Annotated in this window: 21 protein-coding genes and 3 pseudogenes; 8 read left to right on the plus strand and 16 right to left on the minus strand. The window is 70.3% G+C overall.

Annotation, left to right across the window (positions count from 1 at the left end; genetic code table 11):
* Position 1 precedes the first annotated feature (1 nt).
* From KZC50_RS07315 to KZC50_RS07340, 6 genes and pseudogenes are all read right to left on the minus strand, one after another.
* Positions 2 to 1,555, minus strand: coding sequence for a GMC oxidoreductase (locus tag KZC50_RS07315; RefSeq protein WP_310891198.1), 1,554 nt, complete (start codon positions 1,553 to 1,555; stop codon positions 2 to 4).
* Complete coding sequence (locus KZC50_RS07320; protein ID WP_310891199.1) at positions 1,552 to 2,928, minus strand: alpha/beta fold hydrolase; 1,377 nt, start codon at positions 2,926 to 2,928, stop codon at positions 1,552 to 1,554. The genes KZC50_RS07315 and KZC50_RS07320 overlap by 4 nt, the downstream gene beginning before the upstream one ends.
* Positions 2,925 to 3,824, minus strand: coding sequence for an SDR family oxidoreductase (locus tag KZC50_RS07325; RefSeq protein ID WP_053548869.1), 900 nt, complete (start codon positions 3,822 to 3,824; stop codon positions 2,925 to 2,927). The genes KZC50_RS07320 and KZC50_RS07325 overlap by 4 nt, the downstream gene beginning before the upstream one ends.
* 96 nt (positions 3,825 to 3,920) lie before the next feature.
* Positions 3,921 to 4,046, minus strand: coding sequence for a hypothetical protein (locus KZC50_RS07330; protein WP_310891558.1), 126 nt, complete (start codon positions 4,044 to 4,046; stop codon positions 3,921 to 3,923).
* Positions 4,046 to 4,375, minus strand: a complete 330-nt coding sequence (locus KZC50_RS07335) for an MFS transporter (RefSeq protein WP_310891200.1) — start codon at positions 4,373 to 4,375, stop codon at positions 4,046 to 4,048. Before KZC50_RS07335 ends, KZC50_RS07330 begins: the two co-directional genes overlap by 1 nt.
* Before the next feature lie 67 nt (positions 4,376 to 4,442).
* Positions 4,443 to 4,907: pseudogene (locus KZC50_RS07340) on the minus strand (hypothetical protein); the annotation flags it as partial.
* A 47-nt stretch (positions 4,908 to 4,954) separates the two neighbouring features.
* Between KZC50_RS07340 and KZC50_RS07345 the strand changes: the two are divergent.
* Positions 4,955 to 5,386 (plus strand): SRPBCC family protein, encoded by a 432-nt coding sequence (locus tag KZC50_RS07345; RefSeq protein WP_310891201.1) that lies wholly within the window; start codon positions 4,955 to 4,957, stop codon positions 5,384 to 5,386.
* Between the two features lie 85 nt (positions 5,387 to 5,471).
* On the opposite strand, the gene KZC50_RS07350 is transcribed toward KZC50_RS07345, so the two are convergent.
* From KZC50_RS07350 to KZC50_RS07360, 3 genes and pseudogenes are all read right to left on the minus strand, one after another.
* Positions 5,472 to 6,395 carry an SDR family oxidoreductase gene (locus KZC50_RS07350; protein WP_310891202.1) on the minus strand — a complete coding sequence of 308 codons (924 nt, stop codon included), beginning with the start codon at positions 6,393 to 6,395 and terminating at the stop codon, positions 5,472 to 5,474.
* A 226-nt stretch (positions 6,396 to 6,621) separates the two neighbouring features.
* Positions 6,622 to 6,729 (minus strand): annotated as a pseudogene (locus KZC50_RS07355) (transcriptional regulator); the annotation flags it as partial.
* Between the two features lie 211 nt (positions 6,730 to 6,940).
* Positions 6,941 to 9,871 (minus strand): endo-1,4-beta-xylanase, encoded by a 2,931-nt coding sequence (locus tag KZC50_RS07360; RefSeq protein ID WP_310891203.1) that lies wholly within the window; start codon positions 9,869 to 9,871, stop codon positions 6,941 to 6,943.
* 219 nt (positions 9,872 to 10,090) lie between these two features.
* Here KZC50_RS07360 and KZC50_RS07365 point away from each other — a divergent pair, with 219 nt between their 5' ends.
* Complete coding sequence (locus KZC50_RS07365) at positions 10,091 to 11,809, plus strand: long-chain-fatty-acid--CoA ligase (protein ID WP_310891204.1); 1,719 nt, start codon at positions 10,091 to 10,093, stop codon at positions 11,807 to 11,809.
* A gap of 20 nt (positions 11,810 to 11,829) precedes the next feature.
* On the opposite strand, the gene KZC50_RS07370 is transcribed toward KZC50_RS07365, so the two are convergent.
* A complete protein-coding gene (locus KZC50_RS07370) occupies positions 11,830 to 12,699 on the minus strand; it encodes an SDR family oxidoreductase (protein WP_310891205.1) in 870 nt (289 codons plus the stop codon).
* Positions 12,700 to 12,805: 106 nt separating this feature from the next.
* Here KZC50_RS07370 and KZC50_RS07375 point away from each other — a divergent pair, with 106 nt between their 5' ends.
* Positions 12,806 to 13,222, plus strand: coding sequence for a winged helix-turn-helix transcriptional regulator (locus tag KZC50_RS07375; RefSeq protein WP_310891206.1), 417 nt, complete (start codon positions 12,806 to 12,808; stop codon positions 13,220 to 13,222).
* On the opposite strand, the gene KZC50_RS07380 is transcribed toward KZC50_RS07375, so the two are convergent.
* Positions 13,210 to 13,827, minus strand: coding sequence for a GNAT family N-acetyltransferase (locus KZC50_RS07380; RefSeq protein WP_310891207.1), 618 nt, complete (start codon positions 13,825 to 13,827; stop codon positions 13,210 to 13,212). The two genes, KZC50_RS07375 and KZC50_RS07380, sit on opposite strands and share 13 nt — an antisense overlap.
* Positions 13,828 to 13,891: 64 nt before the next feature.
* On the opposite strand from KZC50_RS07380, the gene KZC50_RS07385 reads away from it, so the two are divergent.
* On the plus strand, positions 13,892 to 14,500 hold the full coding sequence (locus KZC50_RS07385) for a TetR/AcrR family transcriptional regulator (RefSeq protein WP_310891208.1): 609 nt from the start codon (positions 13,892 to 13,894) through the stop codon (positions 14,498 to 14,500).
* A 602-nt stretch (positions 14,501 to 15,102) separates the two neighbouring features.
* Here KZC50_RS07385 and KZC50_RS07390 read toward each other — a convergent pair.
* Together KZC50_RS07390 and KZC50_RS07395 are read right to left on the minus strand one after the other, a co-directional pair.
* Positions 15,103 to 16,370 (minus strand): annotated as a pseudogene (locus tag KZC50_RS07390) (ISL3 family transposase).
* A 584-nt stretch (positions 16,371 to 16,954) separates the two neighbouring features.
* Positions 16,955 to 17,266, minus strand: a complete 312-nt coding sequence (locus tag KZC50_RS07395; RefSeq protein WP_033107114.1) for a putative quinol monooxygenase — start codon at positions 17,264 to 17,266, stop codon at positions 16,955 to 16,957.
* A 107-nt stretch (positions 17,267 to 17,373) separates the two neighbouring features.
* Between KZC50_RS07395 and KZC50_RS07400 the strand changes: the two genes are divergently transcribed.
* The 3 genes from KZC50_RS07400 (at position 17,374) to KZC50_RS07410 (ending at position 19,946) form a co-directional block, all read left to right on the plus strand.
* Positions 17,374 to 18,315 carry a GlxA family transcriptional regulator gene (locus KZC50_RS07400; protein ID WP_310891209.1) on the plus strand — a complete coding sequence of 314 codons (942 nt, stop codon included), beginning with the start codon at positions 17,374 to 17,376 and terminating at the stop codon, positions 18,313 to 18,315.
* 623 nt (positions 18,316 to 18,938) lie between these two features.
* Positions 18,939 to 19,487 (plus strand): HD domain-containing protein, encoded by a 549-nt coding sequence (locus KZC50_RS07405; protein WP_375294589.1) that lies wholly within the window; start codon positions 18,939 to 18,941, stop codon positions 19,485 to 19,487.
* A 165-nt stretch (positions 19,488 to 19,652) separates the two neighbouring features.
* Entirely contained in the window at positions 19,653 to 19,946 is a 294-nt protein-coding gene (locus KZC50_RS07410) for a GIY-YIG nuclease family protein (protein ID WP_310891211.1), read from the plus strand.
* A gap of 8 nt (positions 19,947 to 19,954) precedes the next feature.
* Here the strand turns inward: KZC50_RS07410 and KZC50_RS07415 are convergent, their stop codons facing one another.
* The 3 genes from KZC50_RS07415 to pgi form a co-directional block, all read right to left on the minus strand.
* Positions 19,955 to 20,386 (minus strand): VOC family protein, encoded by a 432-nt coding sequence (locus KZC50_RS07415; protein WP_310891212.1) that lies wholly within the window; start codon positions 20,384 to 20,386, stop codon positions 19,955 to 19,957.
* Positions 20,387 to 20,482: 96 nt separating this feature from the next.
* Entirely contained in the window at positions 20,483 to 21,115 is a 633-nt protein-coding gene (locus tag KZC50_RS07420; protein WP_310891213.1) for an NADPH-dependent F420 reductase, read from the minus strand.
* A gap of 63 nt (positions 21,116 to 21,178) precedes the next feature.
* Positions 21,179 to 22,858, minus strand: coding sequence for a glucose-6-phosphate isomerase (gene pgi, locus KZC50_RS07425; protein WP_310891214.1), 1,680 nt, complete (start codon positions 22,856 to 22,858; stop codon positions 21,179 to 21,181).
* 61 nt (positions 22,859 to 22,919) lie between these two features.
* On the opposite strand from pgi, the gene KZC50_RS07430 reads away from it, so the two are divergent.
* Positions 22,920 to 23,747, plus strand: a complete 828-nt coding sequence (locus KZC50_RS07430; RefSeq protein WP_310891215.1) for a Cof-type HAD-IIB family hydrolase — start codon at positions 22,920 to 22,922, stop codon at positions 23,745 to 23,747.
* The last annotated feature ends 81 nt before the right edge of the window (positions 23,748 to 23,828 follow it).

Genomic DNA, 23,828 nt, shown 5'->3' on the forward strand with positions numbered 1-23,828 from the left:
CTCAGGCCGCCCGAGAGGCCAGCATCCGGTCCGCCGTCCGCAGTGACAGCGCCATCTGTGCGAGGCACGGGTTCGCCGACAGGGCGCTCGGGAAGGTGGAGTTGTCGCACACCCACAGGTTCGGGATGTCGTGGCTCCGGCCTTCCGCGTCGACGACGCCGTCCGCGGGGTCGTCGCTCATGCGACACGTCCCGAGAGTGTGGGCGGTGCGGGCGAGTACGTGCGTCTCTTTCGCCCCGGCTGCTTCGAGGATGCCGGTGAGGGTCCGTGCCGCGTGGCGGTCCAGCGCCTCCTCATTCGCACCCGGAGTGAAGGTGATCTCCGCGCGGGGGACGCCGTATTCGTCGACTTCGTCGGTCAGAACGAGGCGGTTCCGGTCGGACGGCAGGCACTCGCCGTTGATCCCGACGCCGACGGAGTACTGCCACGCGTCGAGGGCGTCCATGAACTCCTGTCCCCACAGGCCGCCTCCGCGGACGAGGGTGGTGGCGTAGGTCACGGGCATGACGCCGAGACTTTGGATCAGGTAGCCGCCGGCGAAATCGACGCCTGCGGGACGGACGAAGTCCTCGCTGATGAGCGACGACGGGTAGCCGCGGTAGCCGCGGATATGCGCGTCGAAGCGTCCCCACACCTGCAGCGCGCCGTGTGCGAGGAAGTTCCGCCCCACCGCGCCGCTGGAGTTCGCAAGCCCGGTGTGCAGAAGCAGGCGCGGAGTCTCCACACCCCCTGCCGCGAGGACGAGACTCGCGCAGCGCTGCCGCACCTCCTGACCGTCGCGCGTGTAGACGACGGCCGACACGCGTCCGCGGGCATCGAGCTCGATCCCGTGCACGGTGCTGTCGGGGCGGATCTCGGCGCCGGCGGCGACCGCGGCAGGCAGATAGGTGTTCGCCGTGGTGGCTTTTGCGTCGCTCCGATCCCCCTGGTGGATGCTGCCGAAGTTCAGGTTCCTCGATCGGTGCCCGTAGTGCGGCTGGTCGTGGTCGCGGGTGAGGATCGCGGCGGGAGCCGTCGCCGTGCGGATGCCCTCGCGCGCGCATCCGTCCGCGACGACGTCCGCGGGGGCGTTCCGCGCGACCGCCGGCCAGTGATACTCCCGGGTGTCGTCCCAGGGATAGGGCGTCGGGCCGGATACGCCCACGGTGCGTTCCACCTTTTCGATGTAACGGGTGAGCTCCTCGGGATCGACGGGCCAGTCGGCGCCGACGCCGAACTCCGACCGCAGTCGCAGGTCGCGCGCGTCGGGCCGCGGCGCGAACGCCCCCCAATGCAGGGTGCCGCCGCCGACCCCGCGCCCGCTGTTGTTCGGGCCGAAGGCGGTCGGGGCTTCGCCACCGCTGATCCGCTCCGACATCCAGTTGACACGCGTGCCCGCGACCTCGTCGGGGACGAAGTCGGTGGCGTCGAAGTTCGGCCCCGCCTCGAGCGCGACGACCCGCAGGCCCGCCTCGGCGAGCCGCGCGAGCAGGGGGCCGCCGCCGGCGCCCGTGCCGACCACCACGACGTCGACGACCTCGTCGGTCGGGTAGGTGCGCATGCCGGAGAGGTTCATGAGGGGTCTTCCGTGGACGAGAGGATGCCGAGGGAGGGGGGTTCCCACGCGTCGCGGCGATCGGCGCGCAGCTCCGAGAATCCGGGATCCGACGTGCCGACACCCGTGACGAATCCGTCGAAGGCGATCCGCGCCGAGGACGCGGGGTGCGAGACCCACGCCTGTGCGAGGTCGACGCGGACGTCCTCGAACCAGCGGCGCGTGGTGTCGGCATCCCACGGGGATCCGTCGAACCCGTCGCCAGCGATGATCTGCGCGATGAGGGCGTCCTGTGCGGCGGTGCCGTCCGGCCACACCGCGGCCAGGGCGTCGAGTCCGGCGCGGGCGGCGTCGGCATCCGTCGGCAGCCCCGGAGGGCGCCAGCCGTCTCCGCGGCCCTCGGCGAGGTCGCGGTCGAGGCGGAGCGCGAGATCGAAGCGGTCATCGGCGGCGCGCGGGACGAGCCGCGCGGCCAGCGCGCGCAGCATGGTCAGCTGGAGCGGCGTGAGAGCCTGCGGGCCCGCGTCGACGTCGTCGGCGAGAGCCCGGCGGGAGAGGATGCCGCGGGTCTCGGGATCGGTCCGCTCCGACGCGATGATCCGACCCCAGTCCGAGGGAACAGGCGCGGACGCCGCGAGGATGCGCTCCCACAGTCGCGCGATCGCGGCGGCGACCTCGCGCGGTCGCTCGTAGGGGAGCAGATGCCCGGTGTCGGAGAGTGCGATCACCTCGGCGCGGGGGAGGAGGTCCGTGATCAGACCCGGCTGGGCGTCGGCCCCGAGGTCGTCGTCCGCGTCGCCGGCGAGGACCACGGCCGGAAGATCGGCGATGTCGAGACCGTCCCGGACATCCTGGCGGCTTCCGGTCTCGAGCCATCGGCGCCAGGCGAGGGGCGACATCCGCTGCACCTGGGCGATCGCGGTCGTCTCGGTGTCGGGGTCGAGTGGCGCGGCGACGTTCTCCGAGACGAAGTCGTGGGCGTGCTGTGCCGAGATCGGCCCGTCCGCCACCCACGCGAGCATGCGCTCGCGACGTTCCTCGTCCATCGGTTCGCGCGTGGTCGGTGACGGGGCGAGGAGGACGAGTCCGGCGAGCCCGAACAGCGGGGCGTCCCCGCGGAGAACGCGATCGGCGACGACGGCGGCGATCTTGCCACCCATGCTGTGGCCGCAGAGGATCCACGGTCCGCCCGTCGCGCGCGCGGCGATCGCGGCGACGACGGCGTCGGCGACGGCGGCGACACCGGCGTCGGCGGCATCCGGTGCGTCGCCGTGTCCGGGAAGGTCGATGCCGACGACGGCGAAGCGCTCGGGCAGGTGCGCGGCGATCGGTGCGGCCGCCTCGCCCGCGAAGCCGAGGCCCGGGAGCACGTAGACCGTGCAGACGGGTGTCACGGGGTGATCATCCCGCCGTTGACGTTGAGCGTCGCGCCCGAGACGTAACTCGACTCCGACGAGGCGAGGAAGACGTACGCCGGCGCCAGCTCGGCCGGCTGGCCGGAGCGCTGGTAGGTGTTCTCGTCGTCGAAGGCCTGCATCTGCTCGTCCGAGACGCCGTCCGAAACCTGCAGGGCCGTCCACACCGGGCCGGGGGCGACCACGTTCACACGGATGCCGCGATCGGCGAGCTGCACGGCGAGACCCTTGGAGAGGTTGTTGATCGCCGCCTTCGTCGCGGCGTAGTCGAGACGGTCCGGAGCGGGCTTGTACGCCTCGAGGGATGCGGTGTTGATGATGCTGGAACCGGCGGGAAGGTGGGCGAGGGCGGCCTTGGTGAGCCAGAACGGCGCGAAGAGGTTCGTGCGGAAGGTGAGTTCGAACTGCTCGTCGCTGAGGTCCTCCACGCGGTCCACCGCGATCTGGCGGCCGGCATTGTTGACGAGGATGTCGAGGCCGCCGAGCAGTGCCACGGCCTCTTCGATGATCTCGCGGCACCGGGCCGCATCGGCGATGTCGGCGATGATCGCGTGACCCTGGGCTCCGGCATCCGCGATGAGTTCGAGGATGTGCGCGGCGTCCTCGGTCTCGTCGGGCAGGTGCACGATCACCACATCGGCGCCCTCGCGCGCGAACGCGATCGCGGTGGCGCCGCCGATTCCCGAGTCGCCGCCGGTGATGAGCGCCTTGCGGCCCGCCAGCCGACCCGTGCCGCGGTAGGTTTTCTCGCCGAGATCGGGGACCGGCTGCATCCGCGCCTGCACGCCCGGTTCGGGCTGGTGCTGAAGCGGCGGCTCGACCCGCGCGTAGCGACGTACCGGGTCGTCGAACGTGTACTGGTCCGATGTGCTCATGCCGTCACGATAGGTCGGCCGCCGCATTCGGCCTCGGGGTTGCGGAAACCTCGCCGATGCGCAATCGGGTTGGCGGGCGGCCGTCGGGTCAGCGGCTCATCCGCTGCCGACCTCGTCGTCGTGTCGCGCATCGCGCAGCGGCGAGACGACGATGATGACCGCGGCGACGGCGAACACGACCGCGCCGACCACGAGCGTCGACGCGAAGCCGAACGCCGTCATCAGCAGCCCGGCGGCGAGGGCACGACATCCGTCTCCGCGGTCAGTGGCGCGAACCCCAGCACCAGCCACGGGACGACGACCAGGGTGCGGCCGCACAGGATTGCACGCCCGGCTCCCCAGCGGGCACCGAGCGACGGTGCGATGAGGGCCCCGGCGAAACCGCCGATCCCGGCGGCCGTCAGGGCGACGCCGAAGGCCCACGCCGGCAGCGCGAGTTCGCGCAACACGTACACCGCGAACACCGTCATCACGATGCTGTTGCCGAGGAACCAGACGTGCACAGACAGTGCGAGAGGGCGGAGAGTCGGATGCCGGTAGGTGAAACGCATGCCGTCGACGATGTCGTGACCGACGTGCCGACCGGCGGCGCGCCGGGGAGCCGGCGGCTCGACGACGCGGGACGATTTGGGGGAGGAGGGGCTGGGCGGCGGAGTCGGCGAAGAGCGTCAGCACACCGAGCGTCAGGATGACGGCCGCGAGAGTGCCGAAGGTCAGCGTGTCGGTGAGGATCAGCACCGGGACCGCGGCGAGCACGAGGGCGCGTCCGACGCTGGTGATCACGAGGGTGCGCTGGCGACGCCACCGGTCCATCAGCGCGCCGACGAGGAATCCGAGCACGAGGTAGGGGGCGACGCTCAGCGCGCTGAGCACGCTGATCTGCACCGGGGTGGCGTTCAACACCGTCACGATCAGGATCTGGAAGGCGACTCCCGCGATCGCGCCGCCGAACGCGCGCAGGGTCGTCGCGCTCCAGAAGAACGCGAAGGCGGTAAGACGGAGGATCTCCCGCGGCGGGGGCGGCGGCACCCGCTCGCCCTCGGGGTCTTTCGCGTCGTCGCGCACCCGGCCCAGGCTGCTCATTCGGGGCGGCCGGCCCGGGGAACGCGGGCGTGGGGGAGGATGAGGGCATGTTCACCGTGGCCGAGACGATCCTGATCGAGCGCGACCCCGCCGCGGTGTTCGCGTACCTGACCGACCCGGCGAACCGCTCGCGCTGGGACACGTCGGTGATCTCTGAGGAGATCACCTCGGCCCCGCCGGTGCGCCCCGGAACGACCCTCCGCACGCGCATGCGGGTCATCGGCCGTGAGGTCGAGTACGACTGGCGCGTGACGCACTTCGAGCCGCCGGTCGTGATGGCGGCGCGCAGCAGCGCAGGGATCATGCCGACGACCCTGCGGTTCGACTTCTCCGAGCGCGGAGAGGCCTGCCACGTCCGCGCCGAGATCGAGGCGAGCCCCGGCGGGATGCTGCGCTTCGTCGAACCGGTCGTCGCCGACACGGTCCGCTCGACCCTCGCGCAGGGGCTCGCCCGCGCGAAGGCGCAGCTCGAGGCGTAGCCCGCGCGCGTTGGGGTGCGTTCGCGTGGCAGGTGTCGCCGCCTCCCGCGCGCGGAGGCGGCGCCGAGCGCCACTTGAACCACCGCTACTCGCGCGCGCCGACGGAGATCTGCGCCTCCGAGATCTCCCACACGCGCCGAGCGTCGTCCATCGAGCGCAACGGCTCCCACAGGTCCACCCGCGTCGGCGGACCGGCGACGACGCGCTTGGGTCCGTAGAACTCGTCGCCCGCGGCATCCGTCGCCGTCGCCGCCCGCAACGCCGGGAGCGCCGCCGACTGCGGCGTGCCGGTCACACCGATGCGGGAGAGCGCCCCGATGATCCGGCGCTCGGGGGTCACGCGGGCGCGGCCCATTCCGGGCTGAGCGGCGAGAAGGTTCGTCGGCGAGACGCCCGGGTGCGACAGGTTGCTCGAAATACCCCAGTTGCCCGCGCGGCTGCGAGCGTCGAGCTCACGCGCGAACAGCCCGACCGCGATCTTCGACGCCGAGTACGCCCGCATCGCGTCGTACTCCCGCTCGCCATCGATGTCGTCCCAGGGGATCGATCCCGACCGGGCGGCGATACTCGTCTGATGCGTGACGCGGGCGCGTCCGGCGCGCAGCAGCGGCAACAGGCCGAGGGTCAGGGCGACGTGGCCCAGATGATTGGTGCCCCACTGCAGCTCGAATCCGTCGGTGGTCTCCGTCCGCTGCGGCGGGCGCATGACGCCGGCGTTGTTCATCAGGATGCCGATCGGGCGCCCGTCGGACGACAGGTGCGCAACGATCCCGCGGACCGAGGCCAGGGACGACAGGTCCAGCGTCGGGACGCTCACGCGCGCATCCGGCGCGGCCTCGCGGATCCGGGCGACGGCGCGCTCGCCCTTCTCGGCTGACCGCGCGGGCAGAATCAGGTCGGCGCCGGCGGCGGCGAGGCGGGTGGCGATGATGAGCCCGATACCGTCGGTCGCGCCGGTGACGACAGCGAGGGTTCCGGTCTGGTCGGGGATGTCGAGAGCGCGAGTCATGGGATCCTCCTCGGTCGCGGGCCGTCGTTCGGTCCGCGTGTGTCCATGCTCCGTGCGGGGCCGAGGCCCATCCAGGGCCTGTCGATCCACGGCTGCGCAGTCCGCGTTGCGCGCGGCTGCGGCATCCTCAGCGCTGCAGATCCGCCCCGACGACGGCGAGGAGGCGAAGCTTCTCGTCGCTCTCGCTGCCGGGGACCGCGGTGTACACCAGCAGACGATGCGACTCCGCGACTTCCTCGCGGCGGAGCCTGCCGGTGCGCCGTCGCGGTCCGCGCGGGAGGCCCACGTCCTCGGGTTGGAGCGCTTCGCGGCGATGCCGGAGGAACGCCGCCAGGGCGGGTCGATGTGCGGGACGGTTTCAGGTGGCAGGTGTGGCCGCGTCGAGCGCGCGGAGGCGGCGACACCTGCCACCTGAGGGCGCCCGCGGCGATGTCCGCGGCCCCGGAGACCAGAGCACCCCCGCGCCGACGGAGTGACGTCCGCGGCGCGGGGGTGGTGGGTTCGCCCTCGTGGCGGAGGCCCGGAGCCGCCGCGAGAGCTGCTCGCTAGCTCAGACCGGCCCGCGAGCGTCGGATGCCGCGGACGACGAACGCGCCACCCGCAGCCAGAAGGGCTCCGCCCGCGAGGAGCGGCAGGAGGAACGACCCGGCGAGACCGGTGACCGCGAGTGCGCCGTCTCCGTCGTTCCCGCCCGTTCCACCGGATGCCGCGTCATCGTCGTCGGATCCGCCGTCACCGGGGACCGGTGCCGGGGTCGTCGGCTCGGGGTCGGGCGTCGGCTCCGGGTCGGGCGTCGGCTCGGGGGTCGGCGCCACGTCTCCCTCGTCGACCGCGAGCTGGATGACACCCCACCGGGAGGTGTTGTTCCAGCTCGATCCCGTCGGGTCGGCCCAGTTGCGCACGCCCACGCGGGCGCCGTCGCGAGCGTCGTTGACCTGCACGTCGAAGCCGTGCAGGGACTCCGCTCCGCCGGCATCCAACAGGCTGATCGCGGCCTCGACCACGTATCCGCCGTCCACGACCTGGACCGCAGACGTCACGCGCGCCTGCTGAGCCGCGGCGTCACCCGAGCCGAAGCTCAGCTCGCCTGCGGCGTTGATGCGCAGCTGCATGTCGGTTGCCAGGTAGGTGCCGTTCTTGCGGTTGCCGAGGTCGAGGAAGACCTCGATCGAGTCCCGCTCGTGCGCGGCGCCGGCGGAGGTGTCGATGACGTCGTCCTGCACCTCGGCAAGGAGGAACAGTGTGTCACCGTCGCCGTTCCAGGCGAGGCGGACATCGGCGGATGCCGAGTCCGTGCCGTCGATCTGCTTGCCGGTGGCGATTCCGACCGCGTCGGCCCACGCCGCATCGATGTCGCCGTCGATCGTCGGAGCGTTCGCGATCTCAGTGATCGCGGCGAACGACAGGGGCTCGCGGAGGGTGACCTCGCCGAGCACTCCGGCGTCGTTCCACCCGAGCACGGCGTCGCCGTCATCGACCGCGACGTCGAAGCGCACGATGTCGCCCTCGACGAGGCCCGCGGCAGGCACGTGGGCGACGAGACGCCAGCCGTCCGTCGTCTCGCCGACGACGGCGTCGATGTCACCGCCGCCGTCGCGTCCGACGGTGTAGGTGTCGCCGCCGAGGGTGAAGGTGACGGCATCCGTCGCGTCGGCGTCGGTGTCGGCGATCTCGACGAGCGCGGTGACGTGCTCCGGCGACCAGCGCAGACCGAAGGCGTGCCGATCGGCGATCGGGGTGGGGGCGAGCTGATCCCATGCGACGTCGGTGACGGCGTCCTCGGTGAGTTCGACGGTACCGCCGAAGGCGTTCATCGCACGAGGTTCGGCCGGGATCGAGAGCCCTGCGGCACCGCGGTAGGCCCACTTGCCGTTGAAGTAGTCGTCGAACAGCAGCGGGGCGCCGTCGTAGTACCGCCACGAGCCCATGTCGCGGAGGCCCCACACGGTGACCGAGTACATGGTCTCGGGGCCGGCGTGGAACTCCTTGAAGATGTCGAACGCCTGAGCGGTGATGTGGCCCTGGCGGATGAGGTTCCGCTCGGTGACCGTGCCGATCGCGATGTCGAACTCGGTGACGGCGTGCACGAGGCCGAGGCCCGCGAACTTCTCCAGCGCCGCTTCCATGTTCGCCAGGTTCAGCGACGCCATGGTGGTGTGGAACTGGTGGCCGACGCCGGTGATCGGCACGTCGCGCTCGAGCAGGCGCACCACGAGGTCGTAGTAGCGCTGCAGCTTCGACGTCGCGCTCGCGCCGCCCTCGGTGCCGTACTCGTTGATGAAGAGCTCGACGGGGTGATCCACACCCTCCGCGGCGTAGGTCTCGTTGAAGCTCTCGTCGGCCGCGTGGAACGCGATGTCGATGAACTCCTCGCCGAGGATCTGGAAGAAGCGCGAGTTGCGCAGCTGCGGGTTCTGTCCGTCGTTGATGACCTCGTTGACGACTTCCCAGGCCTTCATCGGGTTGCCGGCGCTTCCGTAGGGGCCGTAACGGTCGGCGAAATACTCCGCGACGTTGTCGATGTGCGTGCGGATGCGCTCGGTGAGGATCGCCTTGTCGGCGTCCGAGTTCGTCAGCTCGCGCGAGGTGTTGTCGCCCGCGGTCTCGCGGAAGAACCACGCGGGGATCTGGCTGTGCCAGAGCAGGACGTGACCGAACACCCGGCCGTCGTTCTCGACGGCCCAATCGGCGAGCGAGTCCGCTTGAGGGTTGGTGGAGACGAACGACCCGTCGGCGTTGTACCAGGCCTCGGGCTTCATGTGGTTCTCCGCCGAGACGGAGTTGAAATGGGTGGAGAGCGTCGGCTCGCCGGAGCCCGCGGCGATGCGGGAGTCGCCCGCCGCGCCGATCGGGAAGGGCAGCGTCGACTTCAACGGAGTCGAGTCGTCGATGACGACCGTGCGCGGGGCGTATCCCGTGAGCAGGGTGTCGTCGACCCAGAACCCGGCATCCGCAGCGTCGGCGGTGATGAGGAGGCGGCCGAGCTCGGCGCCGGCGGCGGGCGTGTAGTCGCCGACGATCTCGATCCAGCCGTCGGCGGTCGCAGCGCCCGAGGCCACCGGGACGACGGTGCCGCCCTGCTCGACCCCGACCCGGACGGTTGTGGCGGGGGTCCCCGGGTGCAGGCGCGTCCACACCGAGATCGTGGACCGCTCACCGGCGGTGAGGTAATCGGCCAGGGGGAGGGCGGCGCCCTCGCCGGTGGCGGAGCGCCCGGCGACCCGCATCGAGGTTGCGTGGCTGAGGCCGATACTTTCGGGAATGGTCTGGCGTTCCATCGTGACGGAGCCGCCGCTCGGTGCCCACGGCGCCAGGCGCCCGGACTCGAAGTTGTTGAACCAGATGGTGTACGGACTCAGGTCTTCCTCCGCGGCGGATGCGGCGGAGGGGGCCGCGGCGCCGACGAGGAGGGCGACCGTGGCGAGGACGGCGCCGAGGCGCTTCCCGCCTCTCGGGCGCAGGCCGGACGTTCGCATAATGCTCCTTTGCACTTCACTGACGCGCCACCCGACGACGGGGGCGCGCGCGCCCGGGGGATCTCCATGCGATGACGGATGCAGGCGCGGCGACGGCCACGCTTCCACAGAATGATGCCGCTAACAACAAATTTCGAAAGGTTTCCGCCGGCGGGCGTTCGCGCGCGTGTTGGCGCCGCTGTCAGGACGTGCACGGTCGGGGCGTCCTACGCTGAACGGGTGACGAACAGCGACGCTCCGGCATCCGAATCCCCCCTCAGCGACCGCCCGTGGCTCTCGGCCTACGCCGAGGGCGTGCCGCACGAGATCGAACCCGTGCGCGACACCCTCGTGGAGATGCTGGAGGGCGCGGTCGCGCGCTTCGGTGATCACGTCGCGCTGGAGTTCTTCGGCGCAGAGACCACCTACGCCGAGCTCGAGGACGAGGTGCTCCGTGCGGCGATGGCGCTGCGCAAGCTCGGCGTGAAGGCGGGGGACCGGGTCGCGCTCATCCTGCCGAACTGCCCCCAGCACGTCGTGGCGTTCTACGCCGCCCTCCGCATCGGAGCCATCGTCGTCGAGCACAACCCGCTGTATACGGCGCGCGAGCTCCGCCACCAGTTCGAGGTGCACGAGGCCGTGGTCGCGATCGTCTGGGACAAGGTCGCCGACATCGTCGCCGACTTCCCGAGCGATATCGCGCCGCGCGCGATCGTCGCCGTCCGGCTTCCGGATGCCCTGCCGCTGCTCAAGCGGGTGGCACTGCGTCTGCCGGTGCCGGCGGCGCGGGCGTCGCGCGAGGCCATGACCGCGAAGCCGTCGGCGCGCGGCATCCGTTCGTGGAAGACCTGGGTGAAGGAGCGGAGGCTGCCGAAGAAGTGGCCGGCCCCCGGGCTCGACGACACGGCGCTTCTCCAGCTGACCAGCGGCACGACCGGAACCCCCAAAGCGGCGATCCTGTCACACCGGAACCTCCGCTCGAACGCCGCGCAGGGGCGGGCGTGGGTGCCGGGCCTGAAGGAGGGGGAGGAGACCTTCTACGCGGTGCTCCCGATGTTCCACGCGTACGGACTGACCCTCTGTCTGACGTTCGCGATCTCGATCGGCGCCCGGGTGGTGCTCTTCCCGAAGTTCGACGTCGACATGGTCGTCGCCGCGGCGAAGTCTTCGCCCCCGACGTTTCTCCCCGGCGTCCCCCCGATCTACGACGCCCTCGCCCGTGCGACGTCGCGGAAGGGCGTCGACCTGTCGACGATCCGCTTCGCCATCTCGGGGGCGATGAGCCTCCCCGTGGCGACCGTCGCCCGCTGGGAGGAGGCGACCGGCGGGCTGCTCGTCGAGGGCTACGGCATGACCGAGACCTCCCCTGTCGCGCTCGGCAACCCGATCGGTCACACCCGGCGGCCCGGCACCGTCGGCGTGCCGTTCCCCAGCACCGAGATCCGCGTCGTCGACCCCGAGGATCCCGCAAGCGATCGGGCGATCGGCGAGGCCGGCGAGCTGCTCATCCGCGGGCCTCAGGTCTTCGGCGGATACTGGCGGCGCCCCGATGAGACGGCCGCGGTCATGCTCGAGGGCGGGTGGCTGCGCACCGGCGACATCGTCGCCGTCTCCGAGGACGGCTTCGTCACCGTCATCGACCGGGTCAAGGAGCTCATCATCACGGGCGGCTTCAACGTCAGCCCCAGCGAGGTCGAGCAGGTGCTCATCCAGCATCCGGATGTCGCGGATGCCGCGGTCGTCGGGCTTCCGCGTCCTTCCGGTGGGGAGGACGTCGTCGCCGCGGTGGTGGTGGCCGCCGGTGCGGCGTTCGACGCGAATGCGCTGCGCGATTTCTGCCGGTCGCATCTCACCGCGTACAAGGTGCCCCGCCGAGTGGTGCAGGTGGACGACCTGCCGCGCTCACAGATCGGCAAGGTCCTGCGCCGCCGCGTCCGCGAGGAGCTTCTCGCCGACTGAGCCGCGCAGGACCTGCGCTCTCACGCCCGGGCGGCGGCGACCTCGGCGCGCAGCGCGTCGACGAGAGGCGTCGTCGGGCGGCCGATGAGGCGTGAGAGCGTGCCGTCGGACTCAGCCAGTACGCCGCCGGCGATTCCCTCGTCGATGCTCGCGACGAAGGCCGCGACCTCCGCGGGCAGGCCGAAGCCCTCCAGGGTCGCGGTCCGCTCGGCGGGGGTCTGGGCGGCGAAGCGCACCTCCCGGCCGAGGATCTCGCCCGCGGTGGCGGCGAGCTCGTCGTAGGTCCAGGCGGCGTCGCCGCCGAGCTCGTAGATCCGACCGGTGTGCCCCTCCTCGGTCAGTACGGCGGCGGCGGCCTCCGCGTAGTCCCTCCGGCTCGCGCTCGCCACGCGGGCGTCGCCCGTCGCCGCCGCGATGACGCCGGACTCGGCCGCACCCAGGACGTCCTGGGTCTGGTTCTCGTGGTACCAGTTGTTGCGGAGCACGACCGCCGGAACCCCGGAGGCGGCGATGATCTCCTCGGTGATGCGGTGGCTCTCTCCCAGCGGCCATGCGAACGAGGTGGCGCGTGCGACGCTCGTGTACACCAGGAGCTCGACGCCGGCCGCGGCTGCCGCCTCGATGACCGTGCGGTGGCCGTCGACGCGGTTCGCGACGTCCGGGCCGGAGATGAGGAGCACGCGGCTGACTCCCGCGAGAGCGGCGGTCACGGTCGCGGGGTCGTTGACGTCCAGCGGCACGACCGTGACGCCGAGCTCGCGGAGCGGGGCGCCCTTCTCGGCAGTGAAGACGCCCGCGACGATGTCGGCGGGAGCAACGCCGCGGGCGAGGAGGGAGTCGACGACGTGGCGACCGAGGTGACCGGATGCGCCGGTGACGAGAATGCTCATGGAGGGTCCTTTCGCGTGTGCGGGCGTGTGCGCGCCCTCTCGCCAACGGGTCGCATCCGAATCGCATTCCGATTCGTGGGTACCCACCTTTTGGTAAGTTACCCACGTGAAGGTGAGTTTCTCAGATCTGCGGGAGCAGCACGACGGCGTCTTCCGTGAGAACTGCCCCACCCGGACGGTGCTCGACCACGTCATGTCGAAGTGGGGAGTCCTCGTCCTGTTCGCCCTCACCGACGGCACGATCCGCTGGGGTGACCTGCGCCGCAGGATCGACGGCATCAGCGAGAAGATGCTCTCGAGCACCCTTCGCACGCTCGAGGCCGACGGTCTCGTCTCTCGGAGGTCGTACCCCGAGGTTCCGCCCCGTGTGGAGTATGCCCTGACGGATCTCGGGGGCGAGCTGATGGAGAAGCTCGGCCCGCTCATGGAGTGGGTCGCCGCGCACGCGGACGACATCGTCGCCGCGCCCGACGCGCGCCGGGCGGAGAGCCGCGTCGGGCGGGAAGCGGATCAGACGACCTGAGGAGGGCGGAGCATCGCCATGGGGCGTGCGCCGTCGAGGCCGTCGATCGCATCGAGTTCGACGAAGCCGAGCCGCGCGTAGAGGCGACGGTTGATCGGGGTCGAGGACTCCAAGTAGGCCGCCTGCCGCATCCGATCGAGCGCCGCGAGGTGGGTCGCCAGAAGTCGGCCGCCGACGCCGAGACCGCGCGCCTCGGGGGCGACGCCGATCTCGGCGAGGTACCAGTGCGGTTCGAGCGGGCGGCGGGCGTCGAAGATCGACGAGACCCGAGCGGCCCGCACGAGGCCGGCGGGCCCCAGCGCGCGAAGGAGGGCGGGGAGCTGGCCGAGGTAGCGACGGATGCCGCCGCGCCGCGCGGTCGGTCCTTCCCACGCGGCGACACCGAGGATGCGCCCGGACTCGTCGCGCGCGAGGTCGACCGTGCCGGTGGGGAACGGGCCCGCGGCGAGGGTCGCACGGAAGAGGCGGGTGAGGCGGGTCGACCGACCGGGTCCGTCGGCGACGACGGCGCGGAGAGCGGGATCCTCCGCGAAGGCGTCGGCGAGGACGGCGGCGGCGGCGTCGAGGTCCTCTGCGCGGGCGGGGGTGATGGTGAGGGTGGTCATCGCCGAATCTCCTTTTGGTCCACATGGATAAAAGTAGGATGACGAACATGACTTGGAGATGCCTGTGAGTGACCGAAGCGCCCGGCCCTATCTGTCGGTGGCGGAGCGCCGCGAGGTTCTTCTGGATGCTGCTGTCGCGGTGCTGCGTAACAGCGGGGTGGAAGCCCTGTCTCTCCGCACGGTCGGCGAACGTGCCGGCGTCGCCCACCGTGTCGTGTCGTACGCCTTCGGCTCCAAAGCCGAGCTCGTCAAGGCCCTGCTCGTGCGAGAGACGTCCTCCGCGGTGGATGCCTCGTGGCGTGCCCCACTGGCGGACCCGGGGTTCGGGGCCTCGGTCGAGGTGGCGCTGACGGCTTACGCGGCGGTGATCCGCGAGGATCCGCGCCTGACCGAGAGCCTCGCCGCGCTCACGGCCTCCGCGCGGATGTCGCCGGATCTGAGTGGGGCGGTCCGAAGCGAGGCAGAGCTCGCGCGTGACCGTATCGGCGCTCTCGTGACGGGCTGGGCGGCGGCTCACCCCGACGCAGGGATCGACGTCGATCAGGCGGTCACCGGCATCCATGCCGCGGCCGAGGGCATCGCCGCCTGGTGGCTCGCGACGCGCGACGATGACCGGCTCCCCGACGTGGTGCGCACCTTCTCCGCCGGCATCGCGGCCTCCGCGACACGGTGAAGGCCGGTCGGAGAGGCATCCGACCGGCCCGCAACCCTTGCACCGAGAGTAATCACATGTCCGGTTCCCGCCACAGCAAACGGTTACCGTGCGAGCACTCTATAACGGTGGGATAACGAAAGGGAAGACCCTTTCGGCGCGGACTTCCGGTCAGTCCGCAGACCCGCGCGCTTCTGGTGTCCGATGACAGTGATTCTGTCGTCCGCGCCATTGATCTTGTGTCTGTGTGGTGACGGGAGCGGACGTGGGCGGATCTCAGCAGATGGCGTGGCCGGAGTCGATCCGTGCGGAGGTCGAGTGGGCCATCGGAGGGAAGCATGACCGCCGCGACGTGCTGGACGCGGAGGATGTTCCGTTCGAGTCGGTGGACGCCCTCAACACATGCTTGGCGGCAATGGATATCCCCGCGTGGATACTGGCCGGTCTCTCCATCGTCTGCGGCGTCGCTTGTGTAGCCTCCTTCAGCGACCGTAGGCACGCCAGCGCTTCACCCGATCGCCTAGCTCGCGAGAAGCTGGGCGATCGGGCGCTGGGCTGAAACGGGTTGACGCCACCTTGCACTCAACCGAGTGCGGAGTCCATTGCACGCGTGGCAAAGGGGCTCATCCCAATCGGGGGTGTAGGAGTTGGGGTCTGAAGCCGTCGGTCTCGAGCAGGCTTCGGGCGATGTAGTTGGTCAGGTTGCGGAACCCGAGTGCGGAGCCGCGCAGGTGTTCGAGCCGTCCGTTGAGCGCCTCGGTCGGCCCGTTGCTGGTGCCGGGTCGTTCGAAGTAGGCGAGCACGTCAGCGGCTCGCTGAGGTCGGTGATCAGCTTCTCCATGAGCTCGCGGCCACGTTGCCGGTCCTCGTGGCGATAGGCGGCGATCATGCGCTGGTAGACACCCCAGGTCGCCTCGACCTCGACGTGAGCGTCATCAACGAACAGCGCGCGTAGCCTGTCGCTCTGCTTGTCGGTGAGCAGGTCCGCGCCGGTGTGCAGCGTGCGCCGCGACTTGTAGAGCGGGTCGTCCCTGAACCCACGGTGCCCGTGGATCGCGAGTTGGACCCGGCGCCGGCACCTGTCGAGGGCGTCACCGGCCAGGCGCACGACGTGGAAGGGATCCATCACCGTGACCGCGTCCGGGATCTCCTCTGCAGCGGCGATCTTGAACCCGGTGAAGCCGTCCATCGCGACCACCTCGACCGCGTCACGGAAGGCGTCGTCGCGGTCGGCGAGCCAGGTCTTGAACGCCGCCTTCGACCGGCCCTCGACCATGTCCAGCAGCCTTGCTGGGCCGGCGCCATCGCGGACCGGGGTGAGGTCGATGATCACGGTGACGTACTTGTCGCCACGCCTGGTGTGGCGCCAGACGTGCTCATCGACGCCAATGACCTTCACGCCCTCGAACCGCGTGGGGTCGTTGATCAGCAGCCGCTTGCCTTCAGCCAGGACCGCGTTGTTGGCGGTGTCCCACGCGACCCCGAGTCCCTCGGCGACACGTGCGACGGTGAGGTGTGCGACCACGATCCCTTCCAGCGCCCACCGCAGCCCGGTGCGCGAGAGCTTCGCGCGTGGCTCCGCCGCGGCGCTGGTGTCTTGGCGCCACACGTGTCCGCAGTCGGCACAGCGGTAGCGGCGCACTACAACTTCCAGCACGGTCGGTCGCCAGCCCAGCGGCTTGTGGGCCAACCGCCGGATCACGGTGTCACGAGCAGCGCCTTCGCTGCCGCACCGTCGGCACCACTGATCTGGTTCCACCACGCGGCACGCGAGGACCGCACGATCCGGTTCAAGTCGTTGTCCGGTCACGCTCAGACCGAGGCCGTCGAGTCGAGCGAAGGCGGTCAGGTCAGGGCGGCCGAAGCCGGCCGGCGGGGTAGCGTCGGACACGTCGAGGTCTTTCGGATGGATGGCGTAGGAACCTCCGTCGTCGGGAGACCTCGACGTCTATCTGCGGACCGACGCGCCCGGCCGACCTACACCGTCATCTGAGAAGACCCCTGAAACGTCTTCGCCGACGACGGGGCCGGCGAGGAGGAGGGCGCGGTGAGCAAAAAGAATGGAGCTTGCTCGGCTTCGACGCCGCCGCAAGCTCCGGTGAAACGGTCGGTCGTCGTCGGTCACCACCGGATGGCGGCGTCCTCCACGCTCGGCGTTTGCGCAGGTCAGCGGCTCGTTCGCCCAGTGGGCGCATCAAGCGATAGACGCAAAGCCGACGTGATTAGGTCGTCCGTTCGATTCCGACAGGCGGCTCCGGCGAACCGTTCTGGTGGTCGCGCGATGCGCTGGCCTCACGGCTCTGCCCGACACCGACGTCGCTCTCCTCTGCGACGGACCCCTCGCCGGCTGAGCGCTCGCGGCCGGCATCCTGTCCGTGTGCCGATAGGCCTCGCACCGCTCGGCAACGCAGCGTGGCGTTGCGTCGCGACCTGGCGACGGCTCGGCGGGGCGCGATCGTCTCGTGCGTTGGCGGACTACGGGAGCTTGGACGCGAGGACGTCGGCCGCCAGGATCTCGGGTGCTGCGCCGAGGAGGTGCTGGTTGGCCATCAGGGCTGCGACGATGGCGCCGTTGGCGTGGGCGTCGCGAGCGGCTTCGTCGGGGAATGCATCGAAGATCCAGAAGGTGTCGGCGTGGGTCCTGACCGCGAACCAGACAATCGTTCCTACTTCTTCGTTGGCGAGTGCGACAGCGCCGGCGAGCAGATCGGCGACCGCGTCGTGCTGTCCATCGGCCGCGACGATCTTGGCGACGAAGGCATACGGAAGTGATGCGGGTGTGGACATGAGGGACTCTCCTTGACGTCGGGGTTCTTCGTGGGACGAGTTCAGCGTATGACGAGCGAGGGCCGGTGGGGAGTGGCGTATACGGCAGTATTGCTATTGTTTACGTCATGCGTATCGGACTGATCGCGATCGACGGCTGCTTCGGTTCGGCTATCGCGTCGATCATCGACATCGTGCGGGTGGCCGACGGAGCCCGCGGCGATGTCGACCCGCTGATCGACCCGATCGAACTCGCCATCCTCGGACCGAAACGGCGAGTGACCACGACAGCATCGATGACCCTGTCGGTGGACCACCCGCTGTCGGAGTCCGGAGAGTTCGACGTGGTCGTCGTCCCTGCGCTTGGAACCCTTACGGCCGCCGCTACCAACGACGTCCTCCAGAGCCGAGATGCTCGTTCGGTCATCGCCTCGCTCGGGCGCCTCGACGAGGCGACCACCCGGATCGCCGCGGCGTGCACCGGCGTGTTCGCTGTCGCCGAGACCGGACGGATGCATCATCGGAGGGCGACGACCAGCTGGTTCCTGGGGCCGGAGTTCCTGAAGCGCTATCCGACCGTCGCCCTCGATCTCGACACCATGGTCGTGGTCGACGGGAACCTCGTCACCGCCGGCGCCGCGTTCGCCCACATCGACCTCGCGCTCTCACTCGTGCGATCGATCAGCCCCGACCTGGCCCAACATGTCGCCAAGCTCCTCATCATCGACGAGCGTCCGTCGCAGGCGGCCTTCGTCGCCTACGAACATCTCCGGCACGAGGACCCGATCGTCGTCGAGTTCGAACGCTTCGTGCGCGCCCGCCTGGACGAACCGTTCAACGTCGCCTTCGTCGCGCAGTCGCTCGGCACCAGCCGGCGCACCCTCGAACGACGAGTCCGTGCGGCGCTCAACCTCACTCCGCTCGGCTTCGTCCAACGGCTTCGCATCGAACGAGCTCGGCACCTCTCAGCAACCACGGACTTCACCTCCGCCGAGATCGCGCTACGGGTCGGCTACGCGAACGCCGAGACTCTGCGCTCCCTCCTGCGCAGGGAGCGACGCCGTTCCTGACCTATCGCCATGCCTGTAGCCGGTGTCCTAGCGCTCGACTGGAACCACCTCTCAGCACGTCGCGTCGACGCTCCTGCGTCGCCCCTGGACGACCCACTCGACACGCCCGCAGCACAGGTCATGTGACGTGTCCCGGCTTCCCGGACGGCCGAAGCCGGCCGGCGGGGTAGCGTCGGTCACGTCGAGGTCTTTCGGATGGATGGCGTAGGAACCTCCGTCGTCGGGAGACCTCGACGTCTATCTGCGGACCGACGCTCCCGGCCGACCTACACCCTCATCTGGGAAGAGCCGGCAAAGGACTTCACACTCGAAGCTTGCGTATCCGGACGCCGCATGCCTGGGGCCAGCGTTTCAGAGGGCGCTCCGGCGGACTACATGATCTATGTCATCGGGCATCGCCAGTCTCGCGGCGTGCGGTTTCCGGAGCAGCGAATTCGCACCAACGCTCACCACAACATCACTGGCGAAAACTACAGAATCTCTGTCATTGGACATCCTGGCAGGAAATTGTCGCGTCGTGCCCGATGAACGACGGCGCAGGGGGCGTCGCACGGCGATAGTGAAGTGTGCAGATCTCCGACTTCCCCGTTCCCGAGACCCCCGCGGCGCGGGGTGCCCTCGAGATGGCCCAGACCTATCAGTCCGCCGCCATCACCGCGCACGCGTTGCGATCCTGGCTCTGGGCGGAAGCCTTCGCGCGCGTCGACGGCATCGACGACGTCGACCACGAACTGCTGTACGTCGCCGCCGTTCTGCACGACATCGGGACGGTGGCCGAGTACGACAACCACACGCTCTCGTACGAGCACGCCGGCGGCCACGTCGCCGTCGCACTCACCGCGGGCGTGGGCTGGCCGGCACCCCGGCGTGCGCGCGTGCTCGAGGTCATCGTGCGGCACAACTGGCCGTCCGTGGATCGGGCGATGGATGCGGAGGGCTACCTGCTCGAGATCGCCACCGGCCTCGACATCTCCGGCGCACGGCCGGAGGATCTTCCCGAGTCCTACCGTCGCGAGGTTCTCGCCGCCCATCCGCGAGGAGCGCTCGCGGCCGAGTTCAGCGCCTGCATCGCCGATCAGGCCGCCCGAAAGCCCGACACCGCGGCGCGGCGCCTGCACGAGGCCGGAATCGCCCGGAATCTCGCCGAGAATCCGCTCGCCCGGCTCGGCTGAGTCGACGTCGGAACCCGCCGCTATCGTCCCCTCGTGGCGATCGTCGGAGGGATACCGGGGCCGTGCGCCCTGTGCGGTAGTGACGCCGGCCTCCGTGCGGCGGACGGGTGGCGGTGCGCCGACTGCGGGTGGCGCGTCGGTGACGCTCCCGATCACGACCTGCCGATGCCCACCGTCGAGGTCGTCTACTACCTGCGATTCGCCGAGCGCATCAAGATCGGCACCTCGCGGCATCCGCGCCGGAGGGTGTCGGCGATCTGGCACGACGAACTGCTCGGGTTCGAGCGGGGCGGACGCGCGCTCGAGCAGCGACGCCACCGGGAGTTCGCGACCCTGCGCGAGGGTGGGGAGTGGTTTCGCGACACCCCGGAGCTGCGGGCGCACATCGACGCCGTCACCGGTGGCGTTCCGCCGTGGCAGGCCTACGCGCGCTGGGTGGCGGAGGCGCTCGCCGGCTGAAGGACCTGTCAGCCGAGATGTACCGTGCCGTCGTCGGAGACGCTCCAGCCGGGGTTGTGCGCGATCTCCCACACCACGCCGTTGGGATCGGCGACGTGTCCGTGGAAGATGCCGCCGAACGCGCCTTCCTGCGCGGGCTTCACGATGCGCCCGCCGGCGGCCTCCCATTGCGTGAGGGTGGCCGCGACGTCCTCCCGTGTCTCCACGTTGTACGACAGGGTGAGCCCCTGGGCGCCGGTCGTCGCGCGGTCACGACGCAGATCCTGGTCGAACTTCTCGGCGTCGAACAGGCCCAGCACGAGGCCCGGTGCGATCTGGAAGAACAGGATTTCGTTGGGGTCGTCGTAGAGGGGCGTCCAGCCGAGTCCGTCGCGGTAGAACCGCCCGGCGGCGCCGAGATCGGGCGTGGCGAGGGTGAGGAAATGCGCGCGCTGCGTCATCGCCCGAGTCTGTCAGCCCCCGCCGACCACCGAGAGAAGGGACGCCTCATGGGCCTCGACGACAAGATCAAGAACGCCGCGTTCTCGCGCGGGTGCTCAGCGCTCGGCGGCGGCGAGCTTTTCGCGCAGCTGGTCGGCCGTCAGACGGATGCCGTATCCCGGCTGGTCGCGCTCGATCCGCCAGCTCTCGGAGACCTCCAGCGCGACGGTGTCGAAGCCGAGCTCGTCGTACAGCGCCGTGAGGAATGCGACGGCCTCGGGGTGATCGCCCGCGGCGACGAGGGCGCGGCGGTCCGGGTCGCCGGGTTCCGCGGCATCCGTGAGGATCTCTGCGGACGGGATGTGGTTGAAGCCCTTGACGACCTTGGCCTCGGCGAAGTGATCCTGCACCATCCGCGTCGTGGTCGTCTGCTTCTGCTCGAGGGCGTCGATGCGGCCGTCGCGCTCCCAGTAGTAGTTGTTCGTGTCCACGACGATCTTCCCCGCGAGCGGTGTCGTGGGGATGTCGGTGACGTTCTTCAGCGGCACCGTGACGACGACCCACTCGCCGGCCTCCGCCGCCCCGTCCACCGTGGCGGCGCGCACGCGGTCGCCGAGGCGCTCCACGAGCGGGGCGAGCGTCTCCGGGCCGCGCGAGTTGCTGATCACCACGTCGTAGCCGTGGGTGGAGAGCGCCTCCGCGAGGGTGCTGCCGATGTGTCCTGCTCCGATGATTCCTACCGTGGTCATGTGGGGCCCAACGCAGCGCGGCCGGGTGGGAATTCCCATCCGGCCGCGCTGAGGTGTCGGGGCTCAGTCCCGGTGCGTGCGGTAGTACTCCAGCAGCGCCTGCGTCGAGGCATCCTGTGCGGCGATCGCGTCCTCGTCGCCCTCGATGGCCGGCGCGATCTGCAGCGCGAGCTGCTTGCCGAGCTCCACGCCCCACTGGTCGAACGAGTTGATGCCCCACACCGTGCCCTGCGTGAAGGTGATGTGCTCGTACAGGGCGATGAGCTCGCCGAGCACGCGGGGGGTCAGCGCCGGAGCGAAGATCGACGTCGTCGGACGGTTGCCGGCGAACGTGCGCGCGGCGACGAGTGCCCCGGTGGTGCCCTCGGCCTCGACCTCCTGGGCGGTCTTGCCGAACGCCAGCGCCTTGGTCTGGGCGAGGAAGTTCGAAAGGAACAGTCCGTGCACGTCGCGGCCGTCGTCCTTGAGGGGGTAGGCGGGGTTCACGAACGCGATGAAGTCGGCCGGGATCAGGCGGGTGCCCTGGTGGATGAGCTGATAGAACGCGTGCTGCCCGTTCGTCCCCGGCTCGCCCCAGAAGACCTCACCGGTGTCGGTGGTGACGGGGGAGCCGTCCCAGCGCACCGACTTGCCGTTGGACTCCATCGTCAGCTGCTGGAGGTAGGCGGGGAAGCGGCTCAGCTGCTGGGCGTAGGGGAGGACGGCGTGCGACTGCGCGCCGAGGAAGTTCACGTACCAGACGTTCAGCAGACCCATGAGGACCGGGACGTTCTCGGCGAGCGGCGTGGAGCCGACGTGCTCGTCGACGGCGTGGAAGCCGGCGAGGAGATCGCGGAAGACCTTCGGTCCGAACTCGATCACGAGCGACAGGCCGATCGCCGAGTCCACTGAGTAGCGCCCGCCGACCCAATCCCAGAAGCCGAAGGCGTTCACCGGATCGATGCCGAACTCGGCGACCTTCTCCAGCGCCGTCGAGACGGCGACGAAGTGGTGGGCCACGGCATCCGTCCGGGCATCCTCCGTGTCGTCGATCGCTCCGGCGGCGGCGAGTCCCGCCCACAGCCAGTCGCGGGCGAGGCGGGCGTTGGTGAGCGTCTCCAGCGTCGTGAAGGTCTTCGACGCGACGATGAACAGCGTCGTCTCGGGGTCGAGGTCGGCGGTCTTCTGCGCGAGGTCGGTCGGGTCGATGTTCGACACGAACCGGGCCTGGATGCCGGCATCCGCGTAGGGCTGGAGGGCGGTGGAGATCATCACCGGACCGAGGTCGGAACCGCCGATGCCGATGTTGACGACGTGCGTGACCTTCTTGCCGGTCACACCCTGCCACTCGCCCGAGCGCACGCGCTCGGCGAACGCCGACATCGCCTCGAGCACCGACTGCACGTCGGCGTCGACGTCCTGCCCGTCCACGACGAGCGCCGGCTCCGCCCCCGCGGGGCGGCGGAGGGCGGTGTGCAGAACGGCACGGTCTTCCGTGGTGTTGATGTGCGCGCCCGCGCGCATGGCGGCGTAGCGCTCGGCGACGCCGGTCTGTTCGGCCAGGCGCACGAGGGCGGCGACGATCTCGGCGTCGACGAGGTTCTTCGACAGATCGACGCGGAGGTCGTCCAGGTCGAACGTCAGTGCGCTCACGCGGTCGGGATCAGCCGCGAACCAGGCGCGCAGATCGGGGGTGAAGCCGTCGCGGAGCCGCGCGAGCTCCGCCCAGGCGGACGTGCCGGTGGGGTCGATGGGTGCAGTCACACCGCTACCGTAGCGGCACCGCCCGCGGGCGGCATCCGTGCGGTGTGCGACGCTGGAAGGCGTGACTTCTGCCGAGGACCTGCGCCTGATCGCCGTCGACATGGACGGCACGCTGCTGGATGCCGAGGGCCGGGTGCCGGATGCGCTGTGGCCGCTCCTGGAGGAGCTGCGGGAGCGCGACATCCACTTCGCCCCCGCCAGCGGTCGCCAGCTCGCCACCCTGCAGGAGGCGTTCCCCGATCACCGCGACGAGCTCGTCTTCATCGCCGAGAACGGCGGCTACGTCGTGCGGGCGGGCGAGGAGGTCAGCTCCGTGGCGATGGACCGGGACGTCGTCGACGCCGTGCTCGCGAGCCTGGCCGACCTCGCCGCCAGCGAGGATCTCGGCGTGGTGCTGTGCGGCAAGGCCTCCGCCTACATCGAGCGGACGGATGCCGCCTTCGCCGACGAAGCCGCGAAATACTACGCGCGGCTGTCCCACGTCTCCGCGCTCGCCGAGGTGGACGACCAGATCCTCAAGGTCGCCGTCTACGCATTCTCGGACGGCGAACGGGTCGCGGGCGCGCTCGCCGACGTGCGCGAGACCCATCAGGTCGTGGTCTCGGGTGCCCACTGGGTCGACGTGATGAATCCCGGCGTGAACAAGGGTGTCGCTCTCACCGCGCTGCAGCGCGCCCTCGGGGTGGGGCCGGAGAACACCGCCGCGTTCGGGGACTACCTCAACGACCTCGAGATGCTGGATGCCGCGCACCTGTCGTTCGCGATGGCCGGCGCGCACCCCGACGTGGTCGACCGCGCCCGCTTCCGCGCGCCGTCGCACACCGAGGAGGGGGTCATCACGATCATCCGCGGATTGCTGGAGGCGAAGGATCCGGCATCCTTCGTGTGAGCGGCCGGTACCCGCGTCGCGCGCGAGTCTGACAGGCTGGAGGATGCCCGCCGGCCCGCGGACTCGCGTGAGCCCGGCGTC

Origin of the sequence: Microbacterium aurantiacum, from assembly GCF_031625015.1 — a bacterium.
Lineage (GTDB): Bacteria > Actinomycetota > Actinomycetes > Actinomycetales > Microbacteriaceae > Microbacterium > Microbacterium aurantiacum.